Annotated in this window: 25 protein-coding genes; 13 read left to right on the forward strand and 12 right to left on the reverse strand. The window is 33.9% G+C overall.

The features are described from left to right. Positions 1 to 25 precede the first annotated feature (25 nt). The 4 genes from guaB to BUA98_RS21040 form a co-directional block, all read right to left on the reverse strand. Positions 26 to 1498 (reverse strand): IMP dehydrogenase, encoded by a 1473-nt coding sequence (gene guaB, locus BUA98_RS21025; protein ID WP_072975780.1) that lies wholly within the window; start codon positions 1496 to 1498, stop codon positions 26 to 28. Positions 1499 to 1697: 199 nt separating this feature from the next. Continuing rightward, positions 1698 to 3098, reverse strand: a complete 1401-nt coding sequence (locus BUA98_RS21030) for a DUF5723 family protein (protein ID WP_072975783.1) — start codon at positions 3096 to 3098, stop codon at positions 1698 to 1700. Continuing rightward, positions 3095 to 3646, reverse strand: a complete 552-nt coding sequence (locus BUA98_RS21035; protein ID WP_072975784.1) for a hypothetical protein — start codon at positions 3644 to 3646, stop codon at positions 3095 to 3097. Before BUA98_RS21035 ends, BUA98_RS21030 begins: the two co-directional genes overlap by 4 nt. 77 nt (positions 3647 to 3723) lie before the next feature. After that, positions 3724 to 4590: a hydroxymethylglutaryl-CoA lyase gene (locus BUA98_RS21040; protein WP_072975786.1), complete on the reverse strand. Its 867-nt coding sequence runs from the start codon at positions 4588 to 4590 to the stop codon at positions 3724 to 3726. Positions 4591 to 4802: 212 nt separating this feature from the next. Here BUA98_RS21040 and BUA98_RS21045 point away from each other — a divergent pair, with 212 nt between their 5' ends. After that, positions 4803 to 5417, forward strand: a complete 615-nt coding sequence (locus BUA98_RS21045; protein WP_072975788.1) for a SatD family protein — start codon at positions 4803 to 4805, stop codon at positions 5415 to 5417. Then, complete coding sequence (locus BUA98_RS21050) at positions 5414 to 6130, forward strand: DUF3307 domain-containing protein (protein ID WP_072975789.1); 717 nt, start codon at positions 5414 to 5416, stop codon at positions 6128 to 6130. The genes BUA98_RS21045 and BUA98_RS21050 overlap by 4 nt, the downstream gene beginning before the upstream one ends. Here BUA98_RS21050 and BUA98_RS21055 read toward each other — a convergent pair. Beyond that, the gene (locus BUA98_RS21055) at positions 6116 to 7150 is read right to left on the reverse strand and encodes a quinone-dependent dihydroorotate dehydrogenase (protein WP_072975797.1); all 1035 of its coding nucleotides are present in this window, start codon (positions 7148 to 7150) and stop codon (positions 6116 to 6118) included. The two genes, BUA98_RS21050 and BUA98_RS21055, sit on opposite strands and share 15 nt — an antisense overlap. A gap of 279 nt (positions 7151 to 7429) precedes the next feature. Between BUA98_RS21055 and BUA98_RS21060 the strand changes: the two genes are divergently transcribed. The 4 genes from BUA98_RS21060 (at position 7430) to BUA98_RS21075 (ending at position 12132) form a co-directional block, all read left to right on the forward strand. Beyond that, positions 7430 to 8650, forward strand: coding sequence for an OprO/OprP family phosphate-selective porin (locus BUA98_RS21060; RefSeq protein WP_072975798.1), 1221 nt, complete (start codon positions 7430 to 7432; stop codon positions 8648 to 8650). A 248-nt stretch (positions 8651 to 8898) separates the two neighbouring features. Beyond that, a complete protein-coding gene (locus BUA98_RS21065) occupies positions 8899 to 10029 on the forward strand; it encodes a formylglycine-generating enzyme family protein (RefSeq protein ID WP_072975799.1) in 1131 nt (376 codons plus the stop codon). Between the two features lie 236 nt (positions 10030 to 10265). Further along, a complete protein-coding gene (gene pepT, locus BUA98_RS21070; protein ID WP_072975800.1) occupies positions 10266 to 11543 on the forward strand; it encodes a peptidase T in 1278 nt (425 codons plus the stop codon). 1 nt (position 11544) lies between these two features. After that, positions 11545 to 12132 carry a YdeI/OmpD-associated family protein gene (locus BUA98_RS21075; protein ID WP_072975801.1) on the forward strand — a complete coding sequence of 196 codons (588 nt, stop codon included), beginning with the start codon at positions 11545 to 11547 and terminating at the stop codon, positions 12130 to 12132. A gap of 292 nt (positions 12133 to 12424) precedes the next feature. On the opposite strand, the gene yajC is transcribed toward BUA98_RS21075, so the two are convergent. The 3 genes from yajC to BUA98_RS21090 all read right to left on the reverse strand — a co-directional run bounded on the left by yajC (position 12425) and on the right by BUA98_RS21090 (position 15052). Then, entirely contained in the window at positions 12425 to 12700 is a 276-nt protein-coding gene (yajC, locus tag BUA98_RS21080; RefSeq protein WP_056247152.1) for a preprotein translocase subunit YajC, read from the reverse strand. A gap of 80 nt (positions 12701 to 12780) precedes the next feature. Further along, positions 12781 to 13692: a transcription antitermination factor NusB gene (nusB, locus tag BUA98_RS21085; protein ID WP_072976046.1), complete on the reverse strand. Its 912-nt coding sequence runs from the start codon at positions 13690 to 13692 to the stop codon at positions 12781 to 12783. Positions 13693 to 13945: 253 nt separating this feature from the next. Further along, positions 13946 to 15052, reverse strand: coding sequence for a Glu/Leu/Phe/Val family dehydrogenase (locus BUA98_RS21090; protein WP_072975802.1), 1107 nt, complete (start codon positions 15050 to 15052; stop codon positions 13946 to 13948). A gap of 204 nt (positions 15053 to 15256) precedes the next feature. Between BUA98_RS21090 and BUA98_RS21095 the strand changes: the two genes are divergently transcribed. The 4 genes from BUA98_RS21095 to BUA98_RS21115 all read left to right on the forward strand — a co-directional run bounded on the left by BUA98_RS21095 (position 15257) and on the right by BUA98_RS21115 (position 19197). Beyond that, on the forward strand, positions 15257 to 17035 hold the full coding sequence (locus tag BUA98_RS21095; RefSeq protein WP_072975804.1) for an ABC transporter ATP-binding protein: 1779 nt from the start codon (positions 15257 to 15259) through the stop codon (positions 17033 to 17035). A 68-nt stretch (positions 17036 to 17103) separates the two neighbouring features. Further along, positions 17104 to 17472 (forward strand): PUR family DNA/RNA-binding protein, encoded by a 369-nt coding sequence (locus BUA98_RS21100; protein ID WP_026981839.1) that lies wholly within the window; start codon positions 17104 to 17106, stop codon positions 17470 to 17472. 324 nt (positions 17473 to 17796) lie between these two features. Further along, positions 17797 to 18627 (forward strand): alpha/beta hydrolase, encoded by an 831-nt coding sequence (locus BUA98_RS21110; RefSeq protein WP_072975806.1) that lies wholly within the window; start codon positions 17797 to 17799, stop codon positions 18625 to 18627. A 21-nt stretch (positions 18628 to 18648) separates the two neighbouring features. Further along, the gene (locus tag BUA98_RS21115; protein ID WP_072975807.1) at positions 18649 to 19197 is read left to right on the forward strand and encodes an RBBP9/YdeN family alpha/beta hydrolase; all 549 of its coding nucleotides are present in this window, start codon (positions 18649 to 18651) and stop codon (positions 19195 to 19197) included. A gap of 123 nt (positions 19198 to 19320) precedes the next feature. Here BUA98_RS21115 and BUA98_RS21120 read toward each other — a convergent pair whose 3' ends face one another. Continuing rightward, positions 19321 to 19656: a tRNA-binding protein gene (locus BUA98_RS21120; RefSeq protein ID WP_072975808.1), complete on the reverse strand. Its 336-nt coding sequence runs from the start codon at positions 19654 to 19656 to the stop codon at positions 19321 to 19323. Between the two features lie 134 nt (positions 19657 to 19790). Between BUA98_RS21120 and BUA98_RS21125 the strand changes: the two genes are divergently transcribed. The 3 genes from BUA98_RS21125 (at position 19791) to BUA98_RS21135 (ending at position 22146) form a co-directional block, all read left to right on the forward strand. Continuing rightward, a complete protein-coding gene (locus BUA98_RS21125) occupies positions 19791 to 20684 on the forward strand; it encodes an alpha/beta fold hydrolase (RefSeq protein WP_072975814.1) in 894 nt (297 codons plus the stop codon). A 125-nt stretch (positions 20685 to 20809) separates the two neighbouring features. Continuing rightward, the gene (locus tag BUA98_RS21130) at positions 20810 to 21364 is read left to right on the forward strand and encodes a thioredoxin family protein (protein ID WP_072975816.1); all 555 of its coding nucleotides are present in this window, start codon (positions 20810 to 20812) and stop codon (positions 21362 to 21364) included. Positions 21365 to 21750: 386 nt separating this feature from the next. Then, entirely contained in the window at positions 21751 to 22146 is a 396-nt protein-coding gene (locus tag BUA98_RS21135; protein WP_072975818.1) for a GreA/GreB family elongation factor, read from the forward strand. A gap of 118 nt (positions 22147 to 22264) precedes the next feature. Here the strand turns inward: BUA98_RS21135 and BUA98_RS21140 are convergent, their stop codons facing one another. The 3 genes from BUA98_RS21140 to BUA98_RS21150 form a co-directional block, all read right to left on the reverse strand. Then, the gene (locus BUA98_RS21140) at positions 22265 to 23197 is read right to left on the reverse strand and encodes a peptidylprolyl isomerase (protein WP_072975822.1); all 933 of its coding nucleotides are present in this window, start codon (positions 23195 to 23197) and stop codon (positions 22265 to 22267) included. 35 nt (positions 23198 to 23232) lie between these two features. Then, positions 23233 to 24381: an MFS transporter gene (locus BUA98_RS21145; RefSeq protein ID WP_244279244.1), complete on the reverse strand. Its 1149-nt coding sequence runs from the start codon at positions 24379 to 24381 to the stop codon at positions 23233 to 23235. A 142-nt stretch (positions 24382 to 24523) separates the two neighbouring features. Beyond that, a complete protein-coding gene (locus BUA98_RS21150; protein WP_072975825.1) occupies positions 24524 to 24874 on the reverse strand; it encodes a cupin domain-containing protein in 351 nt (116 codons plus the stop codon). Positions 24875 to 24887: the final 13 nt, after the last annotated feature.

A 24887-nucleotide genomic window follows, 5' to 3' on the forward strand; every position in this document is an offset into this window, starting at 1 on the left:
GTTTTATAATAATGAAAACTAAAAATTATCTTGAATAATTTGGAGCTTCTTTTGTAATCGTTACGTTGTGTGGGTGGCTTTCCGTAATTCCGCTTGACGTGATTCTAACAAAACGTCCTGTTTCTTGTAAAGTTGGAATATCTTTTGAACCACAGTATCCCATTCCGGCACGAAGACCACCAATGAATTGAAGCATACTTTCGTTTAATTCTCCTTTGTAAGGAACACGACCCACAATTCCTTCCGGAACTAATTTTTTAACGTCGTCTTCAACGTCCTGGAAATAACGGTCTTTAGAACCTGTTTGCATGGCTTCAACAGAACCCATTCCGCGGTATGATTTGAATTTTCTTCCTTCAAAAATGATAGTTTCACCCGGAGATTCTTTTGTTCCTGCTAATAATGAACCTAACATCACACAGTCAGCACCGGCAGCGATTGCTTTAGGAATGTCTCCCGTATAACGAATTCCACCATCAGCAATAACAGGAACTCCAGTTCCTTTGATAGCTGCAGCAACTTCTAATACTGCTGAAAATTGAGGAAAACCTACACCGGCAACAATACGTGTTGTACAGATAGAACCAGGTCCGATTCCAACTTTAACACCGTCAGCACCATTGGCTACTAAATATTTAGCTGCTTCAGGAGTTGCGATGTTTCCAACAATTACATCTATTTGCGGGAATTTTGATTTTACTTCTTTTAATGTATTTACAACACCTTCAGTATGTCCGTGAGCAGTATCGATAATAATAGCATCAACACCTGCCGCAACTAATGCAGCAGCTCTTTCTACAGCATCACCTGTAACTCCAATTGCAGCCGCAACTCTTAAACGTCCGTAAACGTCTTTGTTTGCGATTGGTTTTTGAGTTAATTTTGTGATATCTCTGAAAGTAATTAGACCAACCAATTCATTTTTAGCATTTACAACTGGTAGTTTTTCAATTTTGTGACCTTGTAAAACTACTTCTGCTTGTTCTAATGAAGTTCCTTCGGCAACAGTAACTAAGTTTGTACTTGTCATTACCTCAGCAATTGGTCTTGCACCGTTTTTTTCGAAACGTAAGTCACGATTCGTAACGATACCTTTTAGGATTTTGTTTTCGTCAACGATTGGAATACCGCCAATTCCGAATTCTTTCATTGCATTTTTCGCATCTGCAATCGTCGAAGTCATCGGTAATGTTACCGGATCGATAATCATTCCAGACTCTGCACGTTTTACTTTTCTAACCTTTCCAGCTTGTTGCTCGATGGTCATGTTTTTATGTAAAACACCAATTCCGCCTTCCTGCGCCATAGCGATTGCCATTGCACTCTCTGTAACGGTATCCATAGCAGCTGATACTATAGGAACGTTTAGTGTTATATTTCTTGAAAATTTTGATTTGATACTCACTTCGCGAGGAAGCACATTCGAGTAGTTAGGTACTAATAATACATCATCGTAAGTTAAACCTTCGCCGATGATCTTGGAGTTGTGTGCTATCATGTTGCAATTTCTAGTTGAATTGCGTGCAAATATAGTGAATAAATTGGAAACTTGAGTACTAACTTTTTCTTAATTTTCTATACCAGAGAATGTTCTTACAAAAGAAAAACAAATTCCAATAAAAAAATTTCAAATTCTAACTTCTTACAAATACATTTCCAAATTGGAATTTGGAATTTTTTTATTGGAATTTTAAAAACTAATCTTCTGATTCAGGGACAATAAAATTAATTCCGAATTGAAATGCTAGACTATTGGCTTTCGAGACATCTCTATATTCTAAAACATTGTCGACGAGAGCATAAATATTGACTTTTCCTATCGTTCCGGAAAGTCCCAAGCCAATGTTTTTACTTGAATAAGAATCTAATGTATAAGTGGCCTTGAAATCTAATTTTTCGAAGATGCTTCTTCTATAAAAAGCTGTAAATGCTATAAAAGGCTCATTTGGCATTGTCATAGCAAACATTTGTCCTCCAATTGCATTAAGATATCTTTTTTTAGCAGAGGCCTTGCAATTACATTCTTCATCTGATCTGGATTCTCCAAAAGAATATTGAACAGATGAATACAATTTGGTTGGGCGCCAGGTAGTGTATTTGTTATAAAGCGTGTCGCGTGGAATAGCTTTTTCGAAATCATCAAAAACATCTTCAGGATCATTTGTAAATTCGAAAATAGGATTTGCACCTTCGTATCTGTAATTCCCTTTGTAGGTTATAGTTTCAATATCTTTGGATTGATTTACAAATCCGAGATCAATAATACTTGCCGTAAACTGTAGATTATCTCTGAAATAATAAGTAAATCCGGCATCTAACCCCAACCCTAAACTACCATTAAAAAAGGTATTATGTGCAATATCTTCCGCTACATTTCCTTCATATTCATCTTTGGTAAATTTGGCAAGTCCGGAAGTTCTAAGTTCCAGATTTGAAGAGATTATTTGTGTATAAAGATTTGGAGTTCCCGGAATTTGAGTTGTATAAATAAACCCGGAATTTCGTGTAGAGGTGGCATTGGCACCACTTGAATACAACTTGGCACGACCTCCCAGAACAAATTTTTCACTTAGTTTTTTATGAAACCCGACATGAAGAACAGAAAGTACTTCTGCCCTAACGTTGATATCTGCCAAATTAAATGATTTTCCGACATAATCTTTGTTTCCGTATAAGGCAAATATCGCAGGGTCCTTTGGAACATACATCAAAAAATCAAACTCCTGATAGACCCCAAATGAAACATAAGACTGACTGTCTTCTCCTCCAACTCTAAAACCGCCCGAAAACAATTCTAATTGTTCATTAACCTGAGCTTTGTCTTTGTTTGACGAGTTGTTTACAATATTTCGGACTTTATCATTAAAATCGACTCCATTATTAGCAAATAAATCATAAGCCGAAAAACTGCTTGATCCAACGTTAGCCGAAATTCCAGATAATACAGGAATACCAAAATAGTATTTATACGAAACGTCAGCACCCGGATTGACCAATGATGATTGCGGAATTGATGTAAAATTATACAGAAGCTGTCTGTTTTGACTAAAACAAACAAACTGTAGAGACAGCATTAAAATTAAGTACGCTTTTCTCATTCGATCACCATATAAACGTTTGCACTTGAGCGAAATTTCAGATTTCCTTTACTGTGTTCGTCTAATGGCGGTCCAGACTCCATTGCGACAATAAATTTCAATTTAACAGTCTGTTTTAAAAGGTCCAGTCTTTGATTTTCGTATACTTCTGTCGGAAATTTGATAACATTAGAACCTGCTGAATAAGCGGGAACTGAATACGAATTGGCTTCAAGTGTTTGATCATTAGCATCTAATAGCAACATTTCGATTCGAAAAGCCCTAACTATAGTATTTTCAACTTCAAAATCGAATTCGGCTTTTACCAGATTATCTCTAAAAAATTCATCCTTAAACGCATCAAAACTCTGAACATCAGACACTACTTGTGGCGATCCGTCATTTATCAATTGGGTCGCCGCAACATTAAAATAAGCCAGATTAGCTACAAATACGGGTTCCAGCCTAAGATCTTTGGTCTGATCAAAATCCAGATCACTTGAGCACGAAAAAAAAAGGAATGCAAAAACTAAAATTTTAGGAATTCTATTTAGGATGTTTGCTTTCATAACTACTCTATTAGATCGTCTGTAATAACACTGGTTTACAAATGATTATTACATATAAATAATAAATGTACTACTTTTTAATGAAATTTACCGAACAATTTTGATGCTTCATTATAAGCACTCTCAAAACTTAAGGAATTTAGTCCGGTTGTTTTTTTATTGGCTGTAAAATAGGAAATCAGTTTTTCTGTAGGCATATTTCCCGTCAGTTTATCGGTTGCCATTGGACAACCTCCAAAACCTTGGATAGCTCCGTCAAAACGTTTACAACCCGCTTTTGAAGCGGCATCTATTTTTTCGAACCAACTGTCTGGTGTTGTATGTAAGTGTGCACCAAATTCTATTTGAGGGTATTTTGGAATTAAATTAGAAAAAAGATAAGTAATCACTTCTGGCGTAGAACTTCCGACAGTATCTGAAAGTGATAAAATTTTCACGCCCATTTTTGAAAGTTTCTCCGTCCACTCACCTACTATTTCAACATTCCAGGGATCTCCATACGGATTTCCAAACCCCATTGAAAGATAGGTTACGACTTCTTTGTTTTTCTTATTGGCAATCTCAAGAATTTCTTCCAGTGTAATTAATGATTCGGCAATCGTTTTATGGGTATTTCGCATTTGAAAATTCTCTGAAATAGAAAAAGGAAATCCCAAATACTGAATAGCTTCATGTTCTGAAGCTGCTGCCGCTCCTTGTGTATTGGCAATTATCGCCAGTAATTTGCTTGTAGTTTGAGAAAGATCAAGCTGCGCCAAAACCTCAGCAGTATCCTGCATTTGCGGAATTGCTTTTGGAGACACAAAACTTCCAAAATCAATCGTATCAAAGCCTACGCGAAGCAAAGACTGTATATACGAAACCTTATTTTTTGTTGGAATAAAAGTTTTGATACCTTGCATGGCATCTCGCGGACATTCGATAATCTTGATTTCTTTATTCAAAGCTTATTCTTTTGTGAAGGCTAAGTTAGCTTCTTTTTTAAAGAAATAAAAGTTATAATTTTCATTAAGTAAAATATTACTTAATATTGTAATAAGTAAAAACATTACACAAAAAGGTAATAAACTCAAATATTACGCAAAAGTGTAATATTTAAAAATATTCCTTATATTTGTAATATAAAACTTTATTTATTTTTAATTATATTTGAATTATGACTAGTGTAATTACAGGTGATATAATCGATTCAAGAAAGCAAAAATCAAAAGACTGGGTCGAAGGTTTAAAAAAAATCTTGTCTCCGTTTGGCGAGACACCAAGCCAATGGGAAGTTTATCGGGGAGATGAATTTCAAATCGAAATACAAAATCCAGAAGAAGCCTTATTGTCGGCTATCTTAATAAAAGCACATTTACGATCTATAAAATTAGATGCGAGAATGAGCATTGGTTTTGGAAACAAAACACATAATGCCGAAAAAATATCAGAAAGCAATGGCGATGCTTTTATACATTCAGGAGAACTTTTTGAAACTTTGAAAAAACAAAAAGTAACGTTAGCGATGAGAACCGGAAATACTGACATTGATAAAAAAATGAATTTGATGCTTCAGCTGGCTTTGACCTTTATGGATAACTGGCTAGTACAATCTGCAGAATTTGTTGCCGTCGCTATAGAAAACCCTACTTTATCTCAAGAAGAATTAGGACAAAAACTAGGCATTAATCAAGCTGCCGTGAGTCGTAGACAAAAACGTGCTCAATTTGATTTGGTTATGAATTTAGATCGTTATTTTAGAACACAAATAAAACAACTTACAGCCCCATGATTTTATTTATAAAACTACTGTTAGCGCATTTATTAGGCGATTTTATCTGGCAGCCCAATTCATGGGTGTCCGATAAAGAAATTAAAAAACATAAAAGTGTTTTCTTATACCTTCATATATTGATTCACGGCCTGTTGGCAGCAATTTTGGTTTGGGAAATCCGCTTTATTCCTTATGCCGTTTTAATTGCTGTGACCCACGGAATTATCGACCTCATAAAGCTAAATTTTCAGCAACCAAAAACAAAACGCAGCTGGTTCATTACTGACCAGATTGCACATATTATAATTTTAATCGGAGTTGTACTTTTATATGAAAACAAAAGCATTATTAATTTTTGGCAGAATAATGAGTTTTGGATTTTATTGACCGGAATCTTATTCGTTACCAAACCTTCTTCCATTATCATCAAAACCATCATATCGATTTGGAGTCCCGAAAATGAAAATACACACGCAGACAATTCACTTGCCAATGCAGGAAATTACATTGGTATACTGGAACGCTTATTTGTGTTCTGTTTTATCTTAACCGGGCATTTTGAAGCGATCGGTTTTCTATTGGCTGCCAAATCTATTTTTAGATTCGGGGATTTAAAAGAAGCCAAAGACCGAAAACTAACCGAGTATGTTTTAATTGGTACTTTGATTAGTTTTGGAATTGCTATAATTTCTGGACTTGTTGTCCAGGCATTGATTTTACAATCCCTTTAAAACCTTTTTATTGATTTCTTTAATTAAAGCCGGGCCTTCATAGATAAAACCAGTATACAATTGTACTAAGCTTGCACCTGCATTTAACTTCTCTATTGCATCATCGGCAGAATGAATTCCTCCTACTCCAATAATCGGGAATGCTTTATTGCTTTTTTCAGACAGAAAACGAATGACTTCAGTCGAACGTTTTGTTAATGGTTTTCCAGACAAACCTCCCATTTCAGATTGATTTTGAGATTGTAATCCCTCTCTTGAAATAGTTGTATTTGTTGCAATTACACCTGCAATTTGTGTTGTTTTTACAATATCAATAATATCTAGTAATTGCTCGTCTGTTAAATCCGGAGCAATTTTTAAAAGAATTGGTTTTATTTTTTGACTGCTTGTTTTTTGCTTTTCTACATTTCTGTTTTGTAATGTCTGAAGCAAAGCTGTCAAAGGTTCCTTATCTTGTAAAGCTCTTAAGTTTGGAGTATTTGGCGAACTTACATTCACTACGAAATAATCTACATGATCAAACAAGGCATCAAAACAAATGATATAATCGTCAACAGCATTTTCGTTTGGAGTCACTTTGTTTTTTCCTATGTTTCCACCAATTAAAACACCTGAATTCTTTTTCAAACGTTCAACGGCTTCCAGAACTCCGCCATTATTAAATCCCATTCGGTTAATAATCGCCTGATCTTCTTTTAAACGAAACAAACGTTTTTTAGGATTTCCTTCCTGGCCAACCGGAGTTACAGTTCCGATTTCAATAAAACCAAAACCAAAGTCTGAAAGTTCTTTGTATAGTTTGGCGTCTTTATCAAATCCTGCAGCCAATCCAACCGGGTTTTTAAATTTAATTCCGAAAACTTCACGCTCTAAACGACTGTCTTTTACTTCGTAAATTGATTTTATAATTGATGAAACTCCCGGAATTTTCGAAATGAATTTAACAAATGAAAAAGTAAAATAATGTACTTCTTCAGGATCAAAATAAAAAAGTATCGGGCGAATTATCAATTTATACATAAGAGTGTTGTTGTGTTATTTTCGGGTGCAAATTTAATTATAATAGTTTAAAATGGCTCTTTTTATCTAAAACAAATTATAAAACGTTGCAAATTATAAAATGAAACAACGTCAGGCCTTTTAATGGAACTATTTGAATCATTTATTATTTAAATTTGAAACACTAAAGAAAATTCTTATTACAAATTGTATTTGATGTAAACAGCAAATCCTTTTAAAAAGAAGAAATAAACTTAAGAATAGCGATAGTAAATACAAATTATACCACTAAGTAACAATATGTATAAAGCCAGCCTATTAATTCGTATTTCAAAAAGTATCCTATTAGGCTTAATATTACTATTAAGCTTAAATGGATGGTCTCAGCAAATAAAAGACACTACCAAATTAATCAATGTTAGTTATGGAAATAAAGGAATAGAATTACGAACCAGAGACAACAAATTTCTTTTTCAATTACAAAGCCGATTTCAATTCCGATTTTCTACACCAAACGATCAGGATCCATTGACGTATGATGATTATAGTCAGGATAAAGAAACAACTTTCAAAATTAACAGAGCAAGATTAAAAGTGGGTGGTCATGCTTTTGAACCCTGGTTAAAATATTATTGGGAATATGAACTTAGTCAATCCAATTTACTTGATTTTAGAATCATGATTGAAAAATGGGAATGGCTGAGTTTTAAAGTTGGACAATGGAAGGTAGAATATACCAGAGAACGTTTTATAAGCAGCGGTGAACAACAAACCGTCGATAGATCTCTTATCAATCGTCCTTTTACAGCAGACAGACAAATGGGAGTTGAACTATACGGACATCTTAAAGGAAGCGGTATTGCGGATTTTAATTACTGGGCAGCGGCTTTAACAGGAACCGGGCGAGGAAATACTTCAAACGATGATAATAATCTTATGTATTTTGGAAGAGCGCAATGGAACTTTCTAGGACGTTTTCTTGATTTTGAAGGAAGCGATCTGGAATTTCACGAAAAACCAACTCCAATTATCGCCTTTTCAGGATTAACAAACCGAAGCCCTTATACCCGATTTTCACAATCTGGAGGAGGTTCTTTAGAAGGTTACGAAAATGGCTTACCAGGTCAATATCGGGTGAATCAATGGAATTTAGAAAGTGCTTTTATGTATCGTGGTTTTTCCTGGCAAAGCGAATGGCATACCAAAGAGATCATCGATAAATTAAATAATGATAACACCACTACTCTGAAAGGTTATTATGTTCAGGCGGGCTATTTCTTTCATAATGCTTTCGATTGGTGGCCAAAACATTTAGAAATAGCTGGTAGACATGCAGCCTATCGTCCAGACAATTCGATCAGACAAAATTTACAAGATGAAACAACAATTGCTTTTAATTGGTTTTTTAAGGGACACAAAAATAAATTAACTTCAGAAGTATCTTATTTTAGTTTTCAGGACAAAACCTTGCCTTTGGAACAAGGGTGGCGCTTTAGAATACAATGGGACATTTCATTATAAAGCACTTTAAAATTTCAAAAGAGGCGAATCTATTTTGGATAAAAATTCTTTTTTACATAACTTTAACCAACATAAAATATTGAAAATGAAACATATTCAAAACTGTCTTTTCATTTTGATTTTAAAGATGATTGAACAATAATAATTATATTTTATTAATTCTATAAAATAACTAGAATTATATTGGGTTATTTTTTTACTTTTATCGCTCTCTATTTGACAACTATTCTAAGATTAAAACTATTATAATGAAAAATAAGACCTACTGGATTTTTGCGATACTAACAATCTCCATTATTTCAATCGCCTATGGCTATACGAAGCTTATTGTTCCTAAACAAAAATTGGCTGCAATGGATTGTGCCGAAACTCCAAATGCGGATTCTGCTTCTTTGTTTAAACCGACAATAGAGAATAAAAACAAACCATCAGGTAAAACACCTAAAGGAATGGTTTGGATTCCGGGTGGTGAATTTTCTATGGGAAGCAATGTCGAAGACGAAAGTTTATGCAGCATTAAAGGTGTCACTAAAGATGCAGCACCAATACACAGAGTTTATGTTGATGGTTTTTATATGGATCAAACTGAGGTTACAAATGATCAATTTGAAGCTTTTGTTAAAGCTACCGGTTATGTAACATTAGCAGAAAAAGCACCAACACATGAAGAATATCCTGATGCTCCATTAGAAAATTTAGTAGCCGGATCAGCAGTTTTTACTCCTACTCCTGCTAAAGTAGATTTGAATAATTATATGCAATGGTGGACGTATGCAAAAGGAGCCGACTGGAGACATCCGGAAGGAGCCGGAAGTTCTATAAAAGGAAGAGGTAACTATCCCGTTGTGCAGGTTTCCTATGATGATGCAGCTGCTTATGCAAAATGGGCCGGAAAAAGATTACCTACTGAAGCAGAATGGGAATTTGCTGCTCGCGGTGGAAAAACCGGAGAACTTTATGCGTGGGGGAATAACTTAAAACCTAAAGGAAAATTTCAAGCCAATATTTATCAGGGACATTTCCCAATTGAGAAAGGCGATACTGGAGAAGATGGTTATATCGGAATTGCTCCAACGGCTCAATTTGAACCAAATGGCTATGGCTTATATGACGTTGGAGGAAACGTATGGGAATGGACAAATGATTGGTATACTGCAGACTATTATGCTGTTATAAGTGATAATGGTCAAGTTGTCAAAAACCCTCAAGGACCTGAAAAATCTTATGATCCGGGAGAACCAGATTTACCTAAAAAAGTACAGCGTGGAGGTTCCTTTTTATGTACAGATCAATACTGTACACGATATATGGTAGGAACCAGAGGAAAAGGAGATTACAAATCACCAGCAAATCATATTGGTTTTAGATGCGTACAATAAAGTTTTTTTTTGCCACGAATTTGCTTCGCCTGTCGCTATCGCTCGAGTCACTAATTTTCACTAATTAAAATGTGACATCACAAAGCTTAAAAAAAATCAATTTCATGAAAAATGTAATTCGTGAAATTGGTTTTTTGTATTTAAATTCAGTAGCACTAATTCGTGAATTCGTGGCAAACTCTTTTATCTTTTTAAACGCCTATATATTTACTTATCTTTGCTAAAAAAACAAACAAATGCAGCATATCATAGATCGCTTTATCAGTTATGTAACAATTGATACAGAATCGGACCCAAATTCGCAAACTACACCTAGTACAGAAAAACAATGGAATCTTGCCAATAAATTAGTCGAAGAACTAAAAACAATTGGTCTCGAAGACGTTACTATAGACGACAAAGCTTACATCATGGCTACCCTACCAAGTAATGTAGAGCATGAAGTGCCAACTATTGGTTTTGTTTCGCATTTTGATACTTCACCGGATTTTAGCGGAGCCAACGTAAAACCTCAAATTATTGAGAATTACGACGGAAAAGATATTGTCTTAAACGCAGAGAAAAACATTATTCTTTCTCCAAACTACTTCAAAGATTTATTGCAGTATAAAGGTCAAACCATCATTACTACTGACGGAACAACTTTGCTTGGCGCCGATGATAAAGCGGGAATTACCGAGATTGTTTCGGCAATGGAATATCTTGTTCAGCATCCGGAAATTAAACATGGAAAAATCAGAATTGGATTTACACCAGATGAGGAAATCGGCCGTGGCGCGCATCATTTTGACGTGGAGAAATTTGGCGCTCAATGGGCTTATACCATGGACGGAAGTCAGATTGGTGAATTAGAATATGAAAATTTTAATGCTGCCGGAGCCAAAATTACTTTCAAAGGAAAAAGCGTTCATCCTGGTTATGCCAAAGGAAAAATGATCAATTCGATGTTGATCGCTAATGATTTTATCAATGAACTTCCGAAAGGAGAAACGCCTCAGGAAACGAAAGGTTATGAAGGATTTTTCCACGTACATCACTTAACAGGAAGTATTGAAGAAACAGTTTTAGAATTGATTATCCGAGATCATAACAAGATCAAGTTTGAAAAGAGAAAAGATTTAATTGGGAAAATTGCCAAAAAAATCAATAAAAAATACGCTAAGCAATTCGGAGAAGATATTGTAACTGCCGTTGTAAAAGACCAATATTATAATATGAAGGAAAAAGTACTTCCGGTAAAACATATTGTTGATATTGCTGAAAAAGCAATGAGAGAATTAGACATTAAACCAATCATTAAACCTATTCGTGGCGGGACTGATGGATCTCAATTATCTTTTATGGGATTACCTTGTCCAAACATTTTTGCAGGTGGACATAACTTTCACGGAAAATACGAATATGTTCCAGCAGAAAGTATCCAGAAAGCAACAGATGTAATTGTAAAAATTGCAGAATTAACAGCTACTCCTGGTATTTTTGATGTAACCGAAAAACCTAAAAGAAAAAGATAAATTGGAACCGAATTCTGATAAAAAACACGTTTGGCACAGTAACCATTTATGGGAGGAAGAGTTACTTCTTCTTAAATTTATTATAGATAAAACGGAACTGGAAGAAACTATAAAATGGGGAGGCCCGGTTTATGTTTACAATAAAAAGAATGTTATCGGAATAGGAGGTTTTAAAGATTATTTTACGATTTGGTTCTACAATGGAGTTTTCCTGAAAGATGAGAAAAAGAAATTAATCAATGCTCAGGAAGACAAAACAAAATCGTTGCGTCAATGGAGATTTACTTCAAAGGATGACGTAAACGAGAAGGAAATACTAGAATATATTGCTGAAGCCATTGAAAATGAAAAGCAAGGAAAAATCATTAAACCTTCCAAAAAAGAGGCAATTATTTCTGAATTATTACAAAAGGAAATGAATCAAAATCCGGCTTTAGCGGAAGCTTTTCAAAAATTCAGTCCGTATAAACAATATGAGTTTTTAGAATATATTGAAACAGCCAAACAGGAAAAAACGAAATTAACGAGAATTGAGAAAGTGATTCCGATGATATTAGGAAATGTTGGGCTGAATGATAAATACAGATGAATTAAATTCCAATAAAAAAATTCCAAATTCCAAACTGGAAATCTTAGATACCTTTGTCAAAGTTTAAAACTTTGACAAAGGTTTTTTTATGCGCAAACAAAGTCATTGCGAGGAACGAGGAATCTCCGCGAGAAACTCCACAATCAAAATCACTAATCTTTGTCGAGCTACTTACGGGGATTCCTCGTTCCTCGGAATGACATTCTTTGTAAACATTTTAACCAAAAAAAATCCCAAACTCCAATTTTACATTGGAATTTGGGATTTAAATTTTATTGGAATTTCTAAAAAATTACGCTTTTTTAGCCAAAGCAGCGCTCATTTCCATAGAAATAGCTGAACGCTCAATTTTTAATTTTCCAGACATAGTTTCGATAACTGCGCTTGTTTCAGCAAGCTCAACAATTTTACCGTGAAAACCACTTTTAGTAATTATTTTGTCACCTACTTTTAGGCCGCTTTCAAATTCTTTTTCGTTTTTTGCTCTTTTTTGTTGTGGTCTGATCATGAAGAAATACAACACTACAAACATTAGTAAATAAGGAGCAAATTTCATTAAATCTTGCATAGTATTCGGGTTTTATTTTTGTTATTAATATTAATTTATTCGTTGGAATTTGGAATTTAAAAATTGGAATTTCTCTCCAATTACATTAATCCTCTTCCTACTTTTACCATCTTCTTATTAGCAGTTAACTCTTTTACAAGGTTATCTAAAATTCCGTTGATAAAAATACTACTTTTAGGAGTAGAATATTCTTTAGCAATTTCTAAATATTCGTTAAGGGTTACTTTTACCGGAATTGAAGGGAATTTTAAAAATTCACAAATTGCCATTTTTAAAATAATAGTATCAATTTCAGCAATTCTTTCGCTATCCCAGTTTGGCGTTTTATCATCGTACTCTTTTGCGAAGATTGATTCGTTTAAAACTGTTCTTCTGAACAAATCTTTTGCAAAATCTTTATCTTCAACATCTTTATACAATTTTGGCACTCTAAAATCGTCCGGATCCTCCGTTTTGATTGCTTTCAATTGTTTAACGATATGTGTATTTACAACCGGAATATCATCAACCCAAGTTAATTTATCATCTTCTAAATACTCATATAATTTTTCATTCGGAACAATTACATCAGCAAACAAATCAATTATAAATTGTCTGTCTTCTTCAAAAGTATTTGTAGTGTTTGACATGTATTTTGCATACACTTCACTTGATTTGATATCATTTAAAAGCAACAAAATATAATCATCATTCAATGACCAGTTATTGATTTTACGATTTTCTAAAGCGATGCTAAGGGAATTACTTTCAGCTAAGAGTTGAAAAATTTTGTTTTTGATAAATTTTTCATTCGGGTTACGTTCTGCAGCAGTTGCAAGATGTTTTTTGCTTGAAAGATGTAAAAAAACAGATTCTTTTTTGCAAATTTCAATCAATGAAGAAAGCATTATAAGATATAAGTCCTGAATATTATCTATGCTATAAAAAAGAAATTTCTCTTCTTTTTCCATATTATCAGAACCGCTTTGATGCATTGCATAAATGGATTGCATTACTTTAACGCGTATGTGTCTTCTATTTACCACCTTGTAAGAACATTTAAAAATTAGTCTGCAAAAATAAGAATTTAACAGCTTATAATAAAATTAATTCGTGAAAAAGTCGTTATTTTTAGTATTCAGTGGTCAGTTTTTAAGTGATCCGTTTTAGCATATGCATAAAAAAAATCTCAGAATACAATTTGACTTGTAGACTGAGACTTTAAACTTAAGAGTAAACACTAAAAAAGTGAACACTGAATACTAATTATTTAGAAGCATTTTCAATTTTTCTTAAATCGATACGATTTTGAGCGATTGTAAGAGCAGCTTTATGCGTTGTAATTCCGTTTTTCACAGCATAATCGATAATTTCTAAAGTAGTATTATAGATATTTTCGGTTTTAGTCATGATCTCCGCTTTACCGTAGTTTGCTAATTCAGCATAAACATTGATGATTCCACCCGCGTTGATTAAGAAATCCGGAGCGTATAAAATACCTCTTTCCTGTAATCTTGCACCGTGAACATTCTCATCCGCTAACTGATTGTTGGCAGCACCAGCAATAACTTTAGCTTTAATTTTGTTTACTGTATTATCATTGATAGTTGCTCCCATTGCACATGGCGCGTAGATATCAACATCAGCACTATATAAATCTTCACCAGTATAAATGGTAGCGTTATATTTTTGTGCTACTTCGTATAATTTTTCTTCGTTGATATCAGCGATAGTAACGACTGCTCCTTCTTTAGTTAAATATTCTACTAAAGCCTCACCAACGTGACCTATTCCCTGAACCAAAACTTTTTTACCGTCTAAAACATCAGAACCAAACTGGCTTTTTGCAGCCGCTTTCATTCCTAAATAAACACCGTAAGCTGTTACAGGAGAAGGGTTTCCAGAACCACCTCTTTCTTCAGAGATTCCGGTAACATAAGGTGTTACGTCTCTAACAGTATCCATGTCTTTAGTTTCCATTCCAACATCTTCAGCAGTAATATATCTTCCGCTTAAAGAGTGAACGAATTCACCAAACTTACGCATCAATTCTGGTGTTTTTTGCGTTTTAGCATCACCAATAATTACCGCTTTACCACCACCAATATTTAGTCCTGTAATAGCAGATTTATATGTCATCCCTCTTGAAAGACGTAAAACATCATTCAGAGCTTCCCATTCAGTATTGTAATTCCACATTCTGGTACCTCCTAAAGCAGGCCCCATAACTGAGTTATGAATACCAATAATTGCTTTTAAACCTGTATCTTTGTCATTGCAAAATACAATTTGTTCGTGATCATCAAAAGATAATTGACCAAAAACAGGATCCATTTTTTGAAGTTCCTTTCCAGTTGCGAAAGTTGCATCCATAGCGCTAGTTGTTTATTAGTTAAAATTATGAATTTGTCAAAAAGACATCTCAAACATAATTAAAAAATACACATGTGCTAATTTTTTATCTTTAAAATAACAATTTTACAATAGATTTGTTTTGAATTAATGATATCTTTAATTACTTTTTATTGAAGATAATTCGCAAATCCAATTCATTTCAACATTGAATCTCTTAAAAAAATGAAAGAATTAAGCTATTTAAACAAATATTTCATCAAATATAAATACAGTTTTTCGCTAGGAATTTTAATAACCATAATCGCACAAATTTTTTCTTTGTTTACTCCTAAGCTTATCAGCAAGTCTTTAAACGCTATTGAAAAGTTTGATAAATTACCTGAAACTCAACAAGCTTCGCAGGTAATAATCGATGCGTATCGTCAGGATTTAATTCATAACGTACTGCTAATCATAGCTACTACCATTGTAGCAGGTTTTCTAACCTTCTTAATGCGCCAGACTTTAATCGTAATGTCGCGTCATATTGAATTTGATTTGAAAAATGAAGTTTTTAGGCAATATGAAAATCTTTCTCAGAATTTCTACAAACAAAACCGCACCGGAGATTTAATGAACCGTATCAGCGAAGATGTTTCAAAGGTTCGTATGTATGTTGGGCCGGCCGTTATGTATACGATCAATACCTTTATTCGTTTCGCCATCGTTATTATATATATGTATAATGTTTCGCCTTTATTGACACTTTATACTATTTTGCCATTGCCGATCCTTTCGTTTTGTATTTTTAAACTGAGTTCAGAAATCAATAAAAGAAGTACAACCTTCCAACAATATCTGTCTAAAGTCTCTAGTTTTTCGCAGGAAATTTTTTCCGGAATTCGTGTTATTAAAGCGTATTCATTAGAAAATCAACACCAAAATAATATGGTGGCTCTTGCCGATGAAAGCAAAAAGAAAAGTTTGGATTTAGCCAAAGTACAATCGCTATTTGGACCTTTGATGATTGCCCTTATTGGAATTAGTAATTTGGTTGTAATTTATTTTGGAGGTGTAATGTACATTAACGGAACAATCCCAAATATTGGAACTATTGCTGAGTTTATTTTATATGTAAATATGTTAACCTGGCCAGTTGCTTCTTTAGGATGGGTTTCATCAATGGTTCAGGAGGCAGAAGCATCTCAGAAACGTTTGAATGAATTTTTGAAAATTGAGCCGGAAATCAAAAACAACAACGAAAATTCATCCGATATTCAGGGTTCAATAGCTTTCGAAAATGTAAGTTATACTTATGAAGATACTAATATTGAAGCGCTGAAAAATGTAACTTTCACCGTCAAAAAAGGAGAAACCTTAGCCATTTTAGGAAAAACCGGTTCTGGAAAATCAACTATTTTATCCTTGATTTCCCGTTTGTATGATGTTACCGAAGGAAGAATCACAATTGACCAAAATGAAATAAGTACTTTGAACTTAAACGACCTTCGAAACAATATTGGAATTGTACCTCAGGATGCTTTTTTATTCTCAGACACTATTAAAAATAACATCAAATTTGGTAATCAGAATGCTACTGATGAAGAAGTGATGGATGCCGCAAAAAGTGCCGTTGTTCACGACAATATTATTGCCTTTAATAAACAATATGACACTGTTTTAGGAGAAAGAGGAATCACACTTTCGGGTGGACAAAAGCAGCGTGTATCTATTGCAAGAGCGATTATTAAGAATCCGGCTATTTTACTTTTTGACGATTGTTTGTCTGCGGTAGATACCGAAACCGAAGAAACAATTTTGAACAATTTGTTCGAAATTTGCAAAGATAAAACCACAATTATTGTCAGCCACAGGGTGTCTTCTGCTAAAAATGCAGACAAAATTATCATTCTGGAAGATGGTAAAATTATTCAACAAGGTTCTCATAATCAATTAATAAATCAGGAAGGTTATTACGCATCTTTATATTTAAAACAACTTTCGGAAAAAGAATTACTTTAATTGTTGTGTAATAGATAATTTTTTATGATTTTTGAGTACTATTAATTCCAAAAATGATAGAACGTATTATGAGAGAAAATGACATGTTAGAAAAAGAAGAGATCTTTTCTAAAGTATTACGAGCAGGGAGAAGAACTTATTTCTTTGATGTAAGAGCTACTAAGGCTGACGATTATTATATCACAATTACCGAAAGTAAAAAATTCACTGAGGAAGATGGTTCTTTTCACTTTAAAAAACACAAAATTTACTTGTACAAAGAAGATTTTGGAGCTTTTGCCGAAATACTAGAAGAAATGACTTCATACGTCTTGAACCACAAAGGCGAAGAAGTAATCTCTGAAAGACACCAAAAAGATTTTAAAAAAGAATACGGTTCTGACAAACCTGAAGGACAAAGATCCAGCTTTACTGATATTGATTTTGATGATATTTAGTCCCCAATAACTTTTTAAAAAGTACGAGTCCAATTTGTCCTGCATTTTGGACTTTTTTTATATCTTTAATTTTTGCTGTTATTTTAACAATCAATATGCAATTTTTTAAATGTGTTAAGACCCAGTCCTGGGGGACACAATATTTATAGACCTTTTTTAGATTATTTAATAAAACCCCAACGGGGTGGCGTGGCATATTAGTTATCAAAAAAATATCGCTCCTCTGGAGCTTTAATAAAAAAATACCATTAGCTATAAACATTATGCTCCTCTGGAGCTTTCTTAACTAGCTACCATTAGAATACTATTTTTAAAAAACATAGAATGAAAAAAATAATTCTTTTACTTAGTTTCCTTTTTATTGGAGTTTCTTCTTTTGCTCAAAAACTTGAATACGAAACCAAATCAAACATTCAGTACTATAGCTCAACAATTAATAAGTCTGACTCTTATATAAATGAAAGATGTGTTTTGGATATTTATTATCCGAAAAACACTAAAGGTTTTGCTACAATAGTTTGGTTTCACGGTGGCGGATTGACAGGAGGAAGTAAAGAAATTCCTGAAGCTTTAAAAAATAAAGGTTTTGCCATTATTGGAGTAAACTATAGATTATCTCCAAAAGTTAAAGCTGTAAAATGTATCGAAGATGCTGCAGCAGCTATTGCCTGGGCTTTTAACAATATTGCAGGTTATGGAGGCGATACTGCTCAGATTTTTGTGTCAGGACATTCTGCTGGTGCTTATTTAGCTCTGATGAATGGCTTAGATAAGAAATGGTTGCAAAAAGAAGGAATTGATGCTAATAAAATTGCTGGATTGATTCCGCTTAGCGCACAATGTATTACACATTTTGAAATTAGAAGAGAAAATGGAATTCCGGAAAAACAACCGACTATTGATACTTTCGCACCTTTATTTCATGTTCGTGCCGATGCTCCTCCGATTTTATTAATTACGGGTGATCGCGAATTAGAGATGTTAGGGCGATATGAAGAAAATGCCTACATGGAACGTATGATGAAGCTGGTTGGACACAAAGAAACCAAACTTTACGAATTGGACGGTTATGGTCATGGAATGACAGAACCAGGGTTTCCGTTACTTGTAAACGAAGTTAACCGAATTATAAAAGAGAAACAAACCAAAAAATAATCATTTAATAAATCCACGGCAATGGAAACAAGCTTATTAATATTACCCGGACTAGGAAATTCCGGTGACAAACACTGGCAGACCTTTTGGCATAAAAAATTCGAAAATTCAATTCGTTTGGTTCAGGACAACTGGGATGAACCTGTTCGCGAAGAATGGCTGGCAAGATTAAACGAGGAAATCTCTAAACTCAATCAACCCACTATTCTTGTAGCACATAGCTTAGCTGTTTCATTGGTATTGCATTGGGCTGAAGCCAATACTAACAAAAATATTGTAGGTGCCTTATTAGTAGCGCCTGCTGACGTCGATTCACCTCAACATACACCTGAATCTACACGTAATTTTTCGCCGATTCCAACTTTCAAACTACCCTTTCCTTCCATAGTTGTGGCGAGCGAAAATGATCCTTACGCTTCATTTGAAAGGAAACAGTTTTTGGCAGAAAAATGGGGAAGTGATTTTGTGAATGTAGGTCAAAAAGGACACATTAACTCTGATTCTGATCTACAATATTGGGAAGAGGGACAATTGATATTGCAGCAATTAATTGAAAAAATAGACTTATAATTTAACCGCAAAGTGCGCAAAGATTTTACGCAAAGTTCACAAAGCTTTGCGAACTTTATTTTTTATAAAGCATCATTTGCAAAAACCTTTGCGCACTTTGCGGTTAAATTTATATACTAAAAACTAGCCAATTCGCAAGCCATTTTCAATCTTAAAATCAGGAGTTAATAAAATTACATCTCCCTCCTTGCCTATCGCACCCAAAACCAGGCATTCGCTCATGAACTTTCCGATTTGTTTCTTAGGAAAATTAACTACTGCTATAATTTGTCGGTTTACTAAATCTTCTTTTTTATAATGCACAGTGATTTGTGCCGATGATTTTCTGATTCCAATTTCATTACCAAAATCAATTGTTAGCTGATAAGCTGGTTTTCTTGCTTCCGGAAAATCATTCACATCGATTATGGTTCCTACTCGCATTTCAGTTCTTTCAAATTCACTCCAGGTTAAATCCATTTTGCTTTAATATAGTTGATTTACAAACCTATTAATTCTGTAATTAATATCGTTAATTCTGTAACCCTTTTTTTAAACTGCGCTCCTAAATTTACGAGTAACAAATTGTAAGCTAACTATAAAAAAAAGCAGAAATGGAAAATACGATACTTAATAGCGACCACTCCCTAAAAGACTTTGATTTTGATATTCAGGAACAGAATACCGATAAATATATAAAAACGGCCAAAAATGTTCAGTTATATGTAAAAGATTACGGAAAAGGACAACCTGTAATTTTAATTCACGGCTGGCCACTCTCTAATGAAATGTGGGAATATCAAATTGAGTTCCTGGTTAAAAATAATTATAGAGTTATTGCATACGACCGTCGTGGTTTCGGTAAGTCATCACAACCCTGGGATGGTTATGACTACGATACACTAGCTGACGATTTGAGTGAAATTATTGAGCAGCTGCAATTAGAAAATGCAACATTGGTAGGATTTTCTATGGGAGGTGGAGAAGTAGTTCGTTATTTCAGTCGTCATGGTGGAAAAGGTGTTACAAAAGCCGCTTTAATTTCATCCATAATTCCATTTTTAGCAAAAACGGATGACAATCCAGAAGGGCGTCCAAAAGAAAAAGGAGAAGCTACAGCAGCTGCCATTAGAGAAGACAGAATAGGATTTCTTGAAAATTTTGGAAAAATATTTTTTGGCGTTACTATTATAAATAAACCTTTGAGTACGTCATTACTTGAATATTTTACAAAGCTTTGTTCGGCTGCTTCACCAAGAGCAACGTTAAAATGCGCCGAATCTTTAAACAATACAGATTTTAGAGATGAACTTCATACTATAAAAGTTCCCACTCTAATTATTCATGGAGACGAAGACAAAAATGTTCCGATTGAGGTAAGTTCAAAAAAGACTGCAGAAGCAATAGCCAATAATACTTTTATTGTGTATGAAGGCGCTCCACACGGTTTATTCTATACAGCGAAAGATCGTTTAAATGAAGATTTATTAAATTTTCTAAACTCGTAAAAAACTAAATTTATATCCAAAGAAGTTTACTTTATGCGAAAAACTTCTTTGGATATATTTTTACCCTCGTGGTCTTTCTTTTACAGAATTAAAAGTTATTTTTGACTAACTAATTCTTTAGAAAAATGGCACGAACTCCTTCAAATATTATTCCGCTTGGAACAATTGCTCCAGACTTTCATCTAAAAGACACCAATTCTAATAACGAATATTCGTTTGAAGATGTAAAAGGATCAAAAGGAACACTTGTCATTTTTATGTGCAACCATTGCCCTTTTGTACTTCATGTGTTACCCGAAATAATAATGATAGCCAATGATTACCGTGTTCAAGGACTTGGCGTAATTGCTATTTCAAGTAATGATATTGAAAAATATCCTGAAGACTCTCCGGAATTGATGACTGAATTTGCTTTTGAAAACAAAATAGATTTCCCTTATTTATTTGATAAAACTCAAGAAGTTGCCAAAGCGTATGACGCAGCCTGCACACCAGATTTTTTTCTGTATGATAATCAGGATCTTTTATTCTATCACGGTCAATTGGATGATTCAAGACCCAACAATGGAATTCCGTTAAGCGGAAGCGATCTACGAAGTGCCATAGACGCTTTGATTTATAACAGAAGTTTGAATGAACAGCAAAAACCAAGTGTTGGATGCAGTATCAAATGGAAATAAACTAGTATTTTAATCTACTTTCCTTTATCTTTACAATTCTATTACATTTCCATGGTGGTGACTATTATATTATTTACAGCTCCAATATTGTTGTTTTCTTTAAAAAGAAAACCAGTCGCTGTTATAATTATTTCACACAGCAAGGCCTTTATTAATTAGGCCTCCGTCCACTTCATTTTCTTCTTTAAGGCGGAGGATTTTTTTACCAAATTTTACTATTTATTCTATTTGAAAGATTCATTTTCTTCAAATAAATAATTGCTTTCATTTTATCCCATTTTTCCAAAAACAAACCATTTTTAAATTTCAATTTGTACACCTGCACAGATTGGAAATACCAATACGCACACTAATAAGCAACGTTTAATAAATTAATATTTTAGAATATGAAACCAACACCTATTTTCTGTAAAACAGATTATCAGCTTTTAAGAGAGCTGATTTTAAAGAGCAAAAATGAAACAAATGCTAAAGAAGTCGGTCAGCTTGCGCAAGAACTCGATCGTGCCATTATTAGCAAAGAAAACACTTTAGATAGCTCAATTATCAGAATCGGCTCTCATGTTACCATTGAAGATGTAAAGGCAAACAAGCAAATGAAAATCCAGATTGTTTTGCCATCAGCAGCTAATGTAACGGAAAGAAAAATATCTATTTTAGCTCCCTTAAGCGTTGCCATAATTGGATTTAAAGAAAACGATCAGGTTGATTGGGAATTACCAGCCGGAATAAAAACTTTAAAAATAATTGCTGTTGACAATAGTACTTCAGACCATTCATAATTTTTGAAACACCTCATCATGAAGGTGTTTTTTTTTATTTCTATTCTAAAATAAAAATCCCACATGCCGAAACATATGGGATTACTATTTATACAATACTAAATTGTATTTAATATTCTTATTTTACTTCCATTAACTCAACATCGAAAATCAAAGTTGCGTGTGGTGGAATTACTCCTCCTGCACCTGATGGTCCGTATGCTAAATCAGATGGAATTACAAAACGAGCTTTGTCTCCAACTTGTAATAAAGCGATACCTTCATCCCATCCTTCGATAACCTGACCTTGACCTAATCTAAATTCGATTGGTTTTTTTCTTGGGTAAGAAGAATCAAAAACTTTTCCGTTTTCTAATGAACCTTCGTAATGAACTGCAACTGTTTTACCAGCTTCTGCTCTTTTACCGTCTCCTTTTTGGATCATTTTGTAACGTAAACCGCTTTCTGTTTTATCAAAACCAGCAGCTAATTGCTCCATTTTTGCTTCAGATTCTGCTTTCAAAGCTGCATCTCTTTTTAGACGTGCACCTTTTAAACCAATAAAAGCTTCAATAGCATTAAATTTTTCAGCTTCTTCACCTACTCTGATGATTTCTACTGCATCAAGATTATCTCCCTGAGCAACAGCATCAACAACATCCTGACCTTCTACAACGTGGCCAAAAACAGTATGTTTTCCATCTAACCAAGAAGTTGGAACGTGTGTAATGTAAAATTGAGAACCATTACTTGCTGGTCCTGAGTTAGCCATTGCTAAAACTCCAGGACGATCGTGTTTTAAACTTGGGTGAAATTCATCATCAAATTTATAACCTGGATCTCCAGTTCCAGTTCCTTTAGGACATCCACCCTGAATCATAAAATCAGGAATAACTCTGTGAAATGTTAGTCCATCATAGAATTTTTGTCCCTGAGGTTTTACTTTATTTTCCATATTTCCTTCTGCAAGAGCTACAAAATTCCCTACAGTTCCTGGTGTTAAATCGTGTGTTAGTTTTACTAAAATCGAACCTTTGCTTGTGTTGAATTTAGCGTATATTCCGTTTTCCATGTTGTTATTTTTAATTTTGATTGCAAATTTACGAATTAATTTTTTATCTCTTTTTTAGATTTTGATTTATATGTGAGACCATAAACAGTTAATGATAATAATGATAAAACCACACAACCTATAGCTACGGCATGCCATCCACCCAATTTCCACAAAAACAATCCATAAGCAGATCCTGCGGCAGTTCCTAAAAAGCTAAACGACATAAATACCGTATTTAGTCTGTTTCTGGCTTCTGGCAGCAATGAATAAACTCTGGTTTGGTTTGAAATGTGAACACCCTGAATTCCTATATCAATAAAAACAATTCCAATTGCAATTCCGATGACGCTTTCTATTGAAAAATAGAAAATTATAAAACTCAATAATATCAATAAACAACCATATCCTACAGCAACTCTTGAACCGCCTTTATCTCCTAATCTTCCAACTAATGGAGCAGCCAAAGCTCCTGAAGCTCCAACAATTCCGAATAAACCAATTGTCGCGCTATTAAAGTCAAAAGGCTTTCCTGAAAGCAATAAAACCATAGTCGTCCAGAAAGCACCAAACTGTGCAAAACTAAATACATTTATTATGGTTGCTTCTCGTAAAATAGGTTGTGTTTTTATTAAAGTAAAAAGGGATTGAATTAATTGTCCGTAAGTTCCCTGAAACTGCGGTTTATTAACTGGAAATTTATTCTGAATCACAAAAAAGATCAAAAGACAAATTCCGGCAGCAATATAAAACATCGATCTCCAGCCTAAAACCTGACCAATAAAACCGCTTAAAGTTCGGGAAAGTAAAATCCCAACCAATAAACCACTCATAATTGTTCCAATGACTTTTCCTCGCTGTTCTACAGAACTTAAGGAAGCAGCTAAAGGCAAAATAAGCTGTGGTACTATTGAAGTAATTCCGATTAACAAAGAAGCAACTTGTAAAAGAAAGAAACTTTTCGCTGTAGCTGCTAATATTAAAGCAATTACAGAAGCAAAAGTGGTTATTAAAATTTGCTTTTTACGTTCTAACTTGTCACCAAGCGGAACCATAAAAAATAAACCAATCGCATATCCGGCTTGAGTCAGATAGGTTATTGTTCCCGCATTGGCTTCAGGAATTTTAAATTCGTTGGCAATTAAAACAATTAAAGGCTGGCAGTAATAAAGATTTGCAACTATAAGTCCAGTGCAAGCTGCCATAAATAAGACATTCGTTTTGGATAAATTCATTTTGCAAAAATACCAATCTAATTGTAACCAAAACTTTAAAAAAAGTATAAATTTTTCAAGGTTAAGATCAAATCAGATCGGTATTTTAGAAATTGCACGGTCTTTTAAGATTTTATTTTTTCATAAAATCTTCACGAATTGGACTAAATACATCTGTTAACATTCCTTCTTCCAGACAAACAACACCATGAATCGCATGAGGCGGAATATAGAAGCTATCGCCTTCTTTTAATGTTTGAGTAACTCCGGAAATCGTAACATCAAATTTACCGCTAGAAACATAAGTTACCTGAGTATGATAATGTTCATGTAAAGTACCAATTCCGCCTTTTTCAAAATGAACGTTAACCAACATCACGCGATCATCGTAGGCCAGGATTTTACGTTTGATTCCTTCGCCAACCACTTCCCATTCGATATCATCTCCTTTTATAAATTCTTTGCTTGATCCGAAACTTTGCATACTCTTATATTTT

The sequence above is a fragment of the Flavobacterium saccharophilum genome, from assembly GCF_900142735.1.
In the GTDB taxonomy this organism is placed as follows: domain Bacteria; phylum Bacteroidota; class Bacteroidia; order Flavobacteriales; family Flavobacteriaceae; genus Flavobacterium; species Flavobacterium saccharophilum.

Bases quoted from the DNA above. Each gene is read 5' to 3' on its own strand.
- BUA98_RS21050 (WP_072975789.1), top strand. From the start codon at position 5,414: ATGATTTTATTTATAAAACTACTGTTAGCGCATTTATTAGGCGATTTT.
- pepT (WP_072975800.1), top strand. From the start codon at position 10,266: ATGCAGCATATCATAGATCGCTTTATCAGTTATGTAACAATTGATACA.
- BUA98_RS21125 (WP_072975814.1), top strand. From the start codon at position 19,791: ATGGAAAATACGATACTTAATAGCGACCACTCCCTAAAAGACTTTGAT.
- BUA98_RS21045 (WP_072975788.1), top strand. From the start codon at position 4,803: ATGACTAGTGTAATTACAGGTGATATAATCGATTCAAGAAAGCAAAAA.
- BUA98_RS21130 (WP_072975816.1), top strand. From the start codon at position 20,810: ATGGCACGAACTCCTTCAAATATTATTCCGCTTGGAACAATTGCTCCA.
- nusB (WP_072976046.1), bottom strand. From the start codon at position 13,692: ATGCAATCCATTTATGCAATGCATCAAAGCGGTTCTGATAATATGGAA.
- BUA98_RS21095 (WP_072975804.1), top strand. From the start codon at position 15,257: ATGAAAGAATTAAGCTATTTAAACAAATATTTCATCAAATATAAATAC.
- BUA98_RS21150 (WP_072975825.1), bottom strand. From the start codon at position 24,874: ATGCAAAGTTTCGGATCAAGCAAAGAATTTATAAAAGGAGATGATATC.
- BUA98_RS21110 (WP_072975806.1), top strand. From the start codon at position 17,797: ATGAAAAAAATAATTCTTTTACTTAGTTTCCTTTTTATTGGAGTTTCT.
- BUA98_RS21140 (WP_072975822.1), bottom strand. From the start codon at position 23,197: ATGGAAAACGGAATATACGCTAAATTCAACACAAGCAAAGGTTCGATT.
- BUA98_RS21090 (WP_072975802.1), bottom strand. From the start codon at position 15,052: ATGGATGCAACTTTCGCAACTGGAAAGGAACTTCAAAAAATGGATCCT.
- BUA98_RS21055 (WP_072975797.1), bottom strand. From the start codon at position 7,150: ATGTATAAATTGATAATTCGCCCGATACTTTTTTATTTTGATCCTGAA.
- BUA98_RS21100 (WP_026981839.1), top strand. From the start codon at position 17,104: ATGAGAGAAAATGACATGTTAGAAAAAGAAGAGATCTTTTCTAAAGTA.
- BUA98_RS21120 (WP_072975808.1), bottom strand. From the start codon at position 19,656: ATGGATTTAACCTGGAGTGAATTTGAAAGAACTGAAATGCGAGTAGGA.
- BUA98_RS21065 (WP_072975799.1), top strand. From the start codon at position 8,899: ATGAAAAATAAGACCTACTGGATTTTTGCGATACTAACAATCTCCATT.
- BUA98_RS21145 (WP_244279244.1), bottom strand. From the start codon at position 24,381: ATGGCAGCTTGCACTGGACTTATAGTTGCAAATCTTTATTACTGCCAG.
- BUA98_RS21030 (WP_072975783.1), bottom strand. From the start codon at position 3,098: ATGAGAAAAGCGTACTTAATTTTAATGCTGTCTCTACAGTTTGTTTGT.
- BUA98_RS21135 (WP_072975818.1), top strand. From the start codon at position 21,751: ATGAAACCAACACCTATTTTCTGTAAAACAGATTATCAGCTTTTAAGA.
- yajC (WP_056247152.1), bottom strand. From the start codon at position 12,700: ATGCAAGATTTAATGAAATTTGCTCCTTATTTACTAATGTTTGTAGTG.
- guaB (WP_072975780.1), bottom strand. From the start codon at position 1,498: ATGATAGCACACAACTCCAAGATCATCGGCGAAGGTTTAACTTACGAT.
- BUA98_RS21035 (WP_072975784.1), bottom strand. From the start codon at position 3,646: ATGAAAGCAAACATCCTAAATAGAATTCCTAAAATTTTAGTTTTTGCA.
- BUA98_RS21060 (WP_072975798.1), top strand. From the start codon at position 7,430: ATGTATAAAGCCAGCCTATTAATTCGTATTTCAAAAAGTATCCTATTA.
- BUA98_RS21115 (WP_072975807.1), top strand. From the start codon at position 18,649: ATGGAAACAAGCTTATTAATATTACCCGGACTAGGAAATTCCGGTGAC.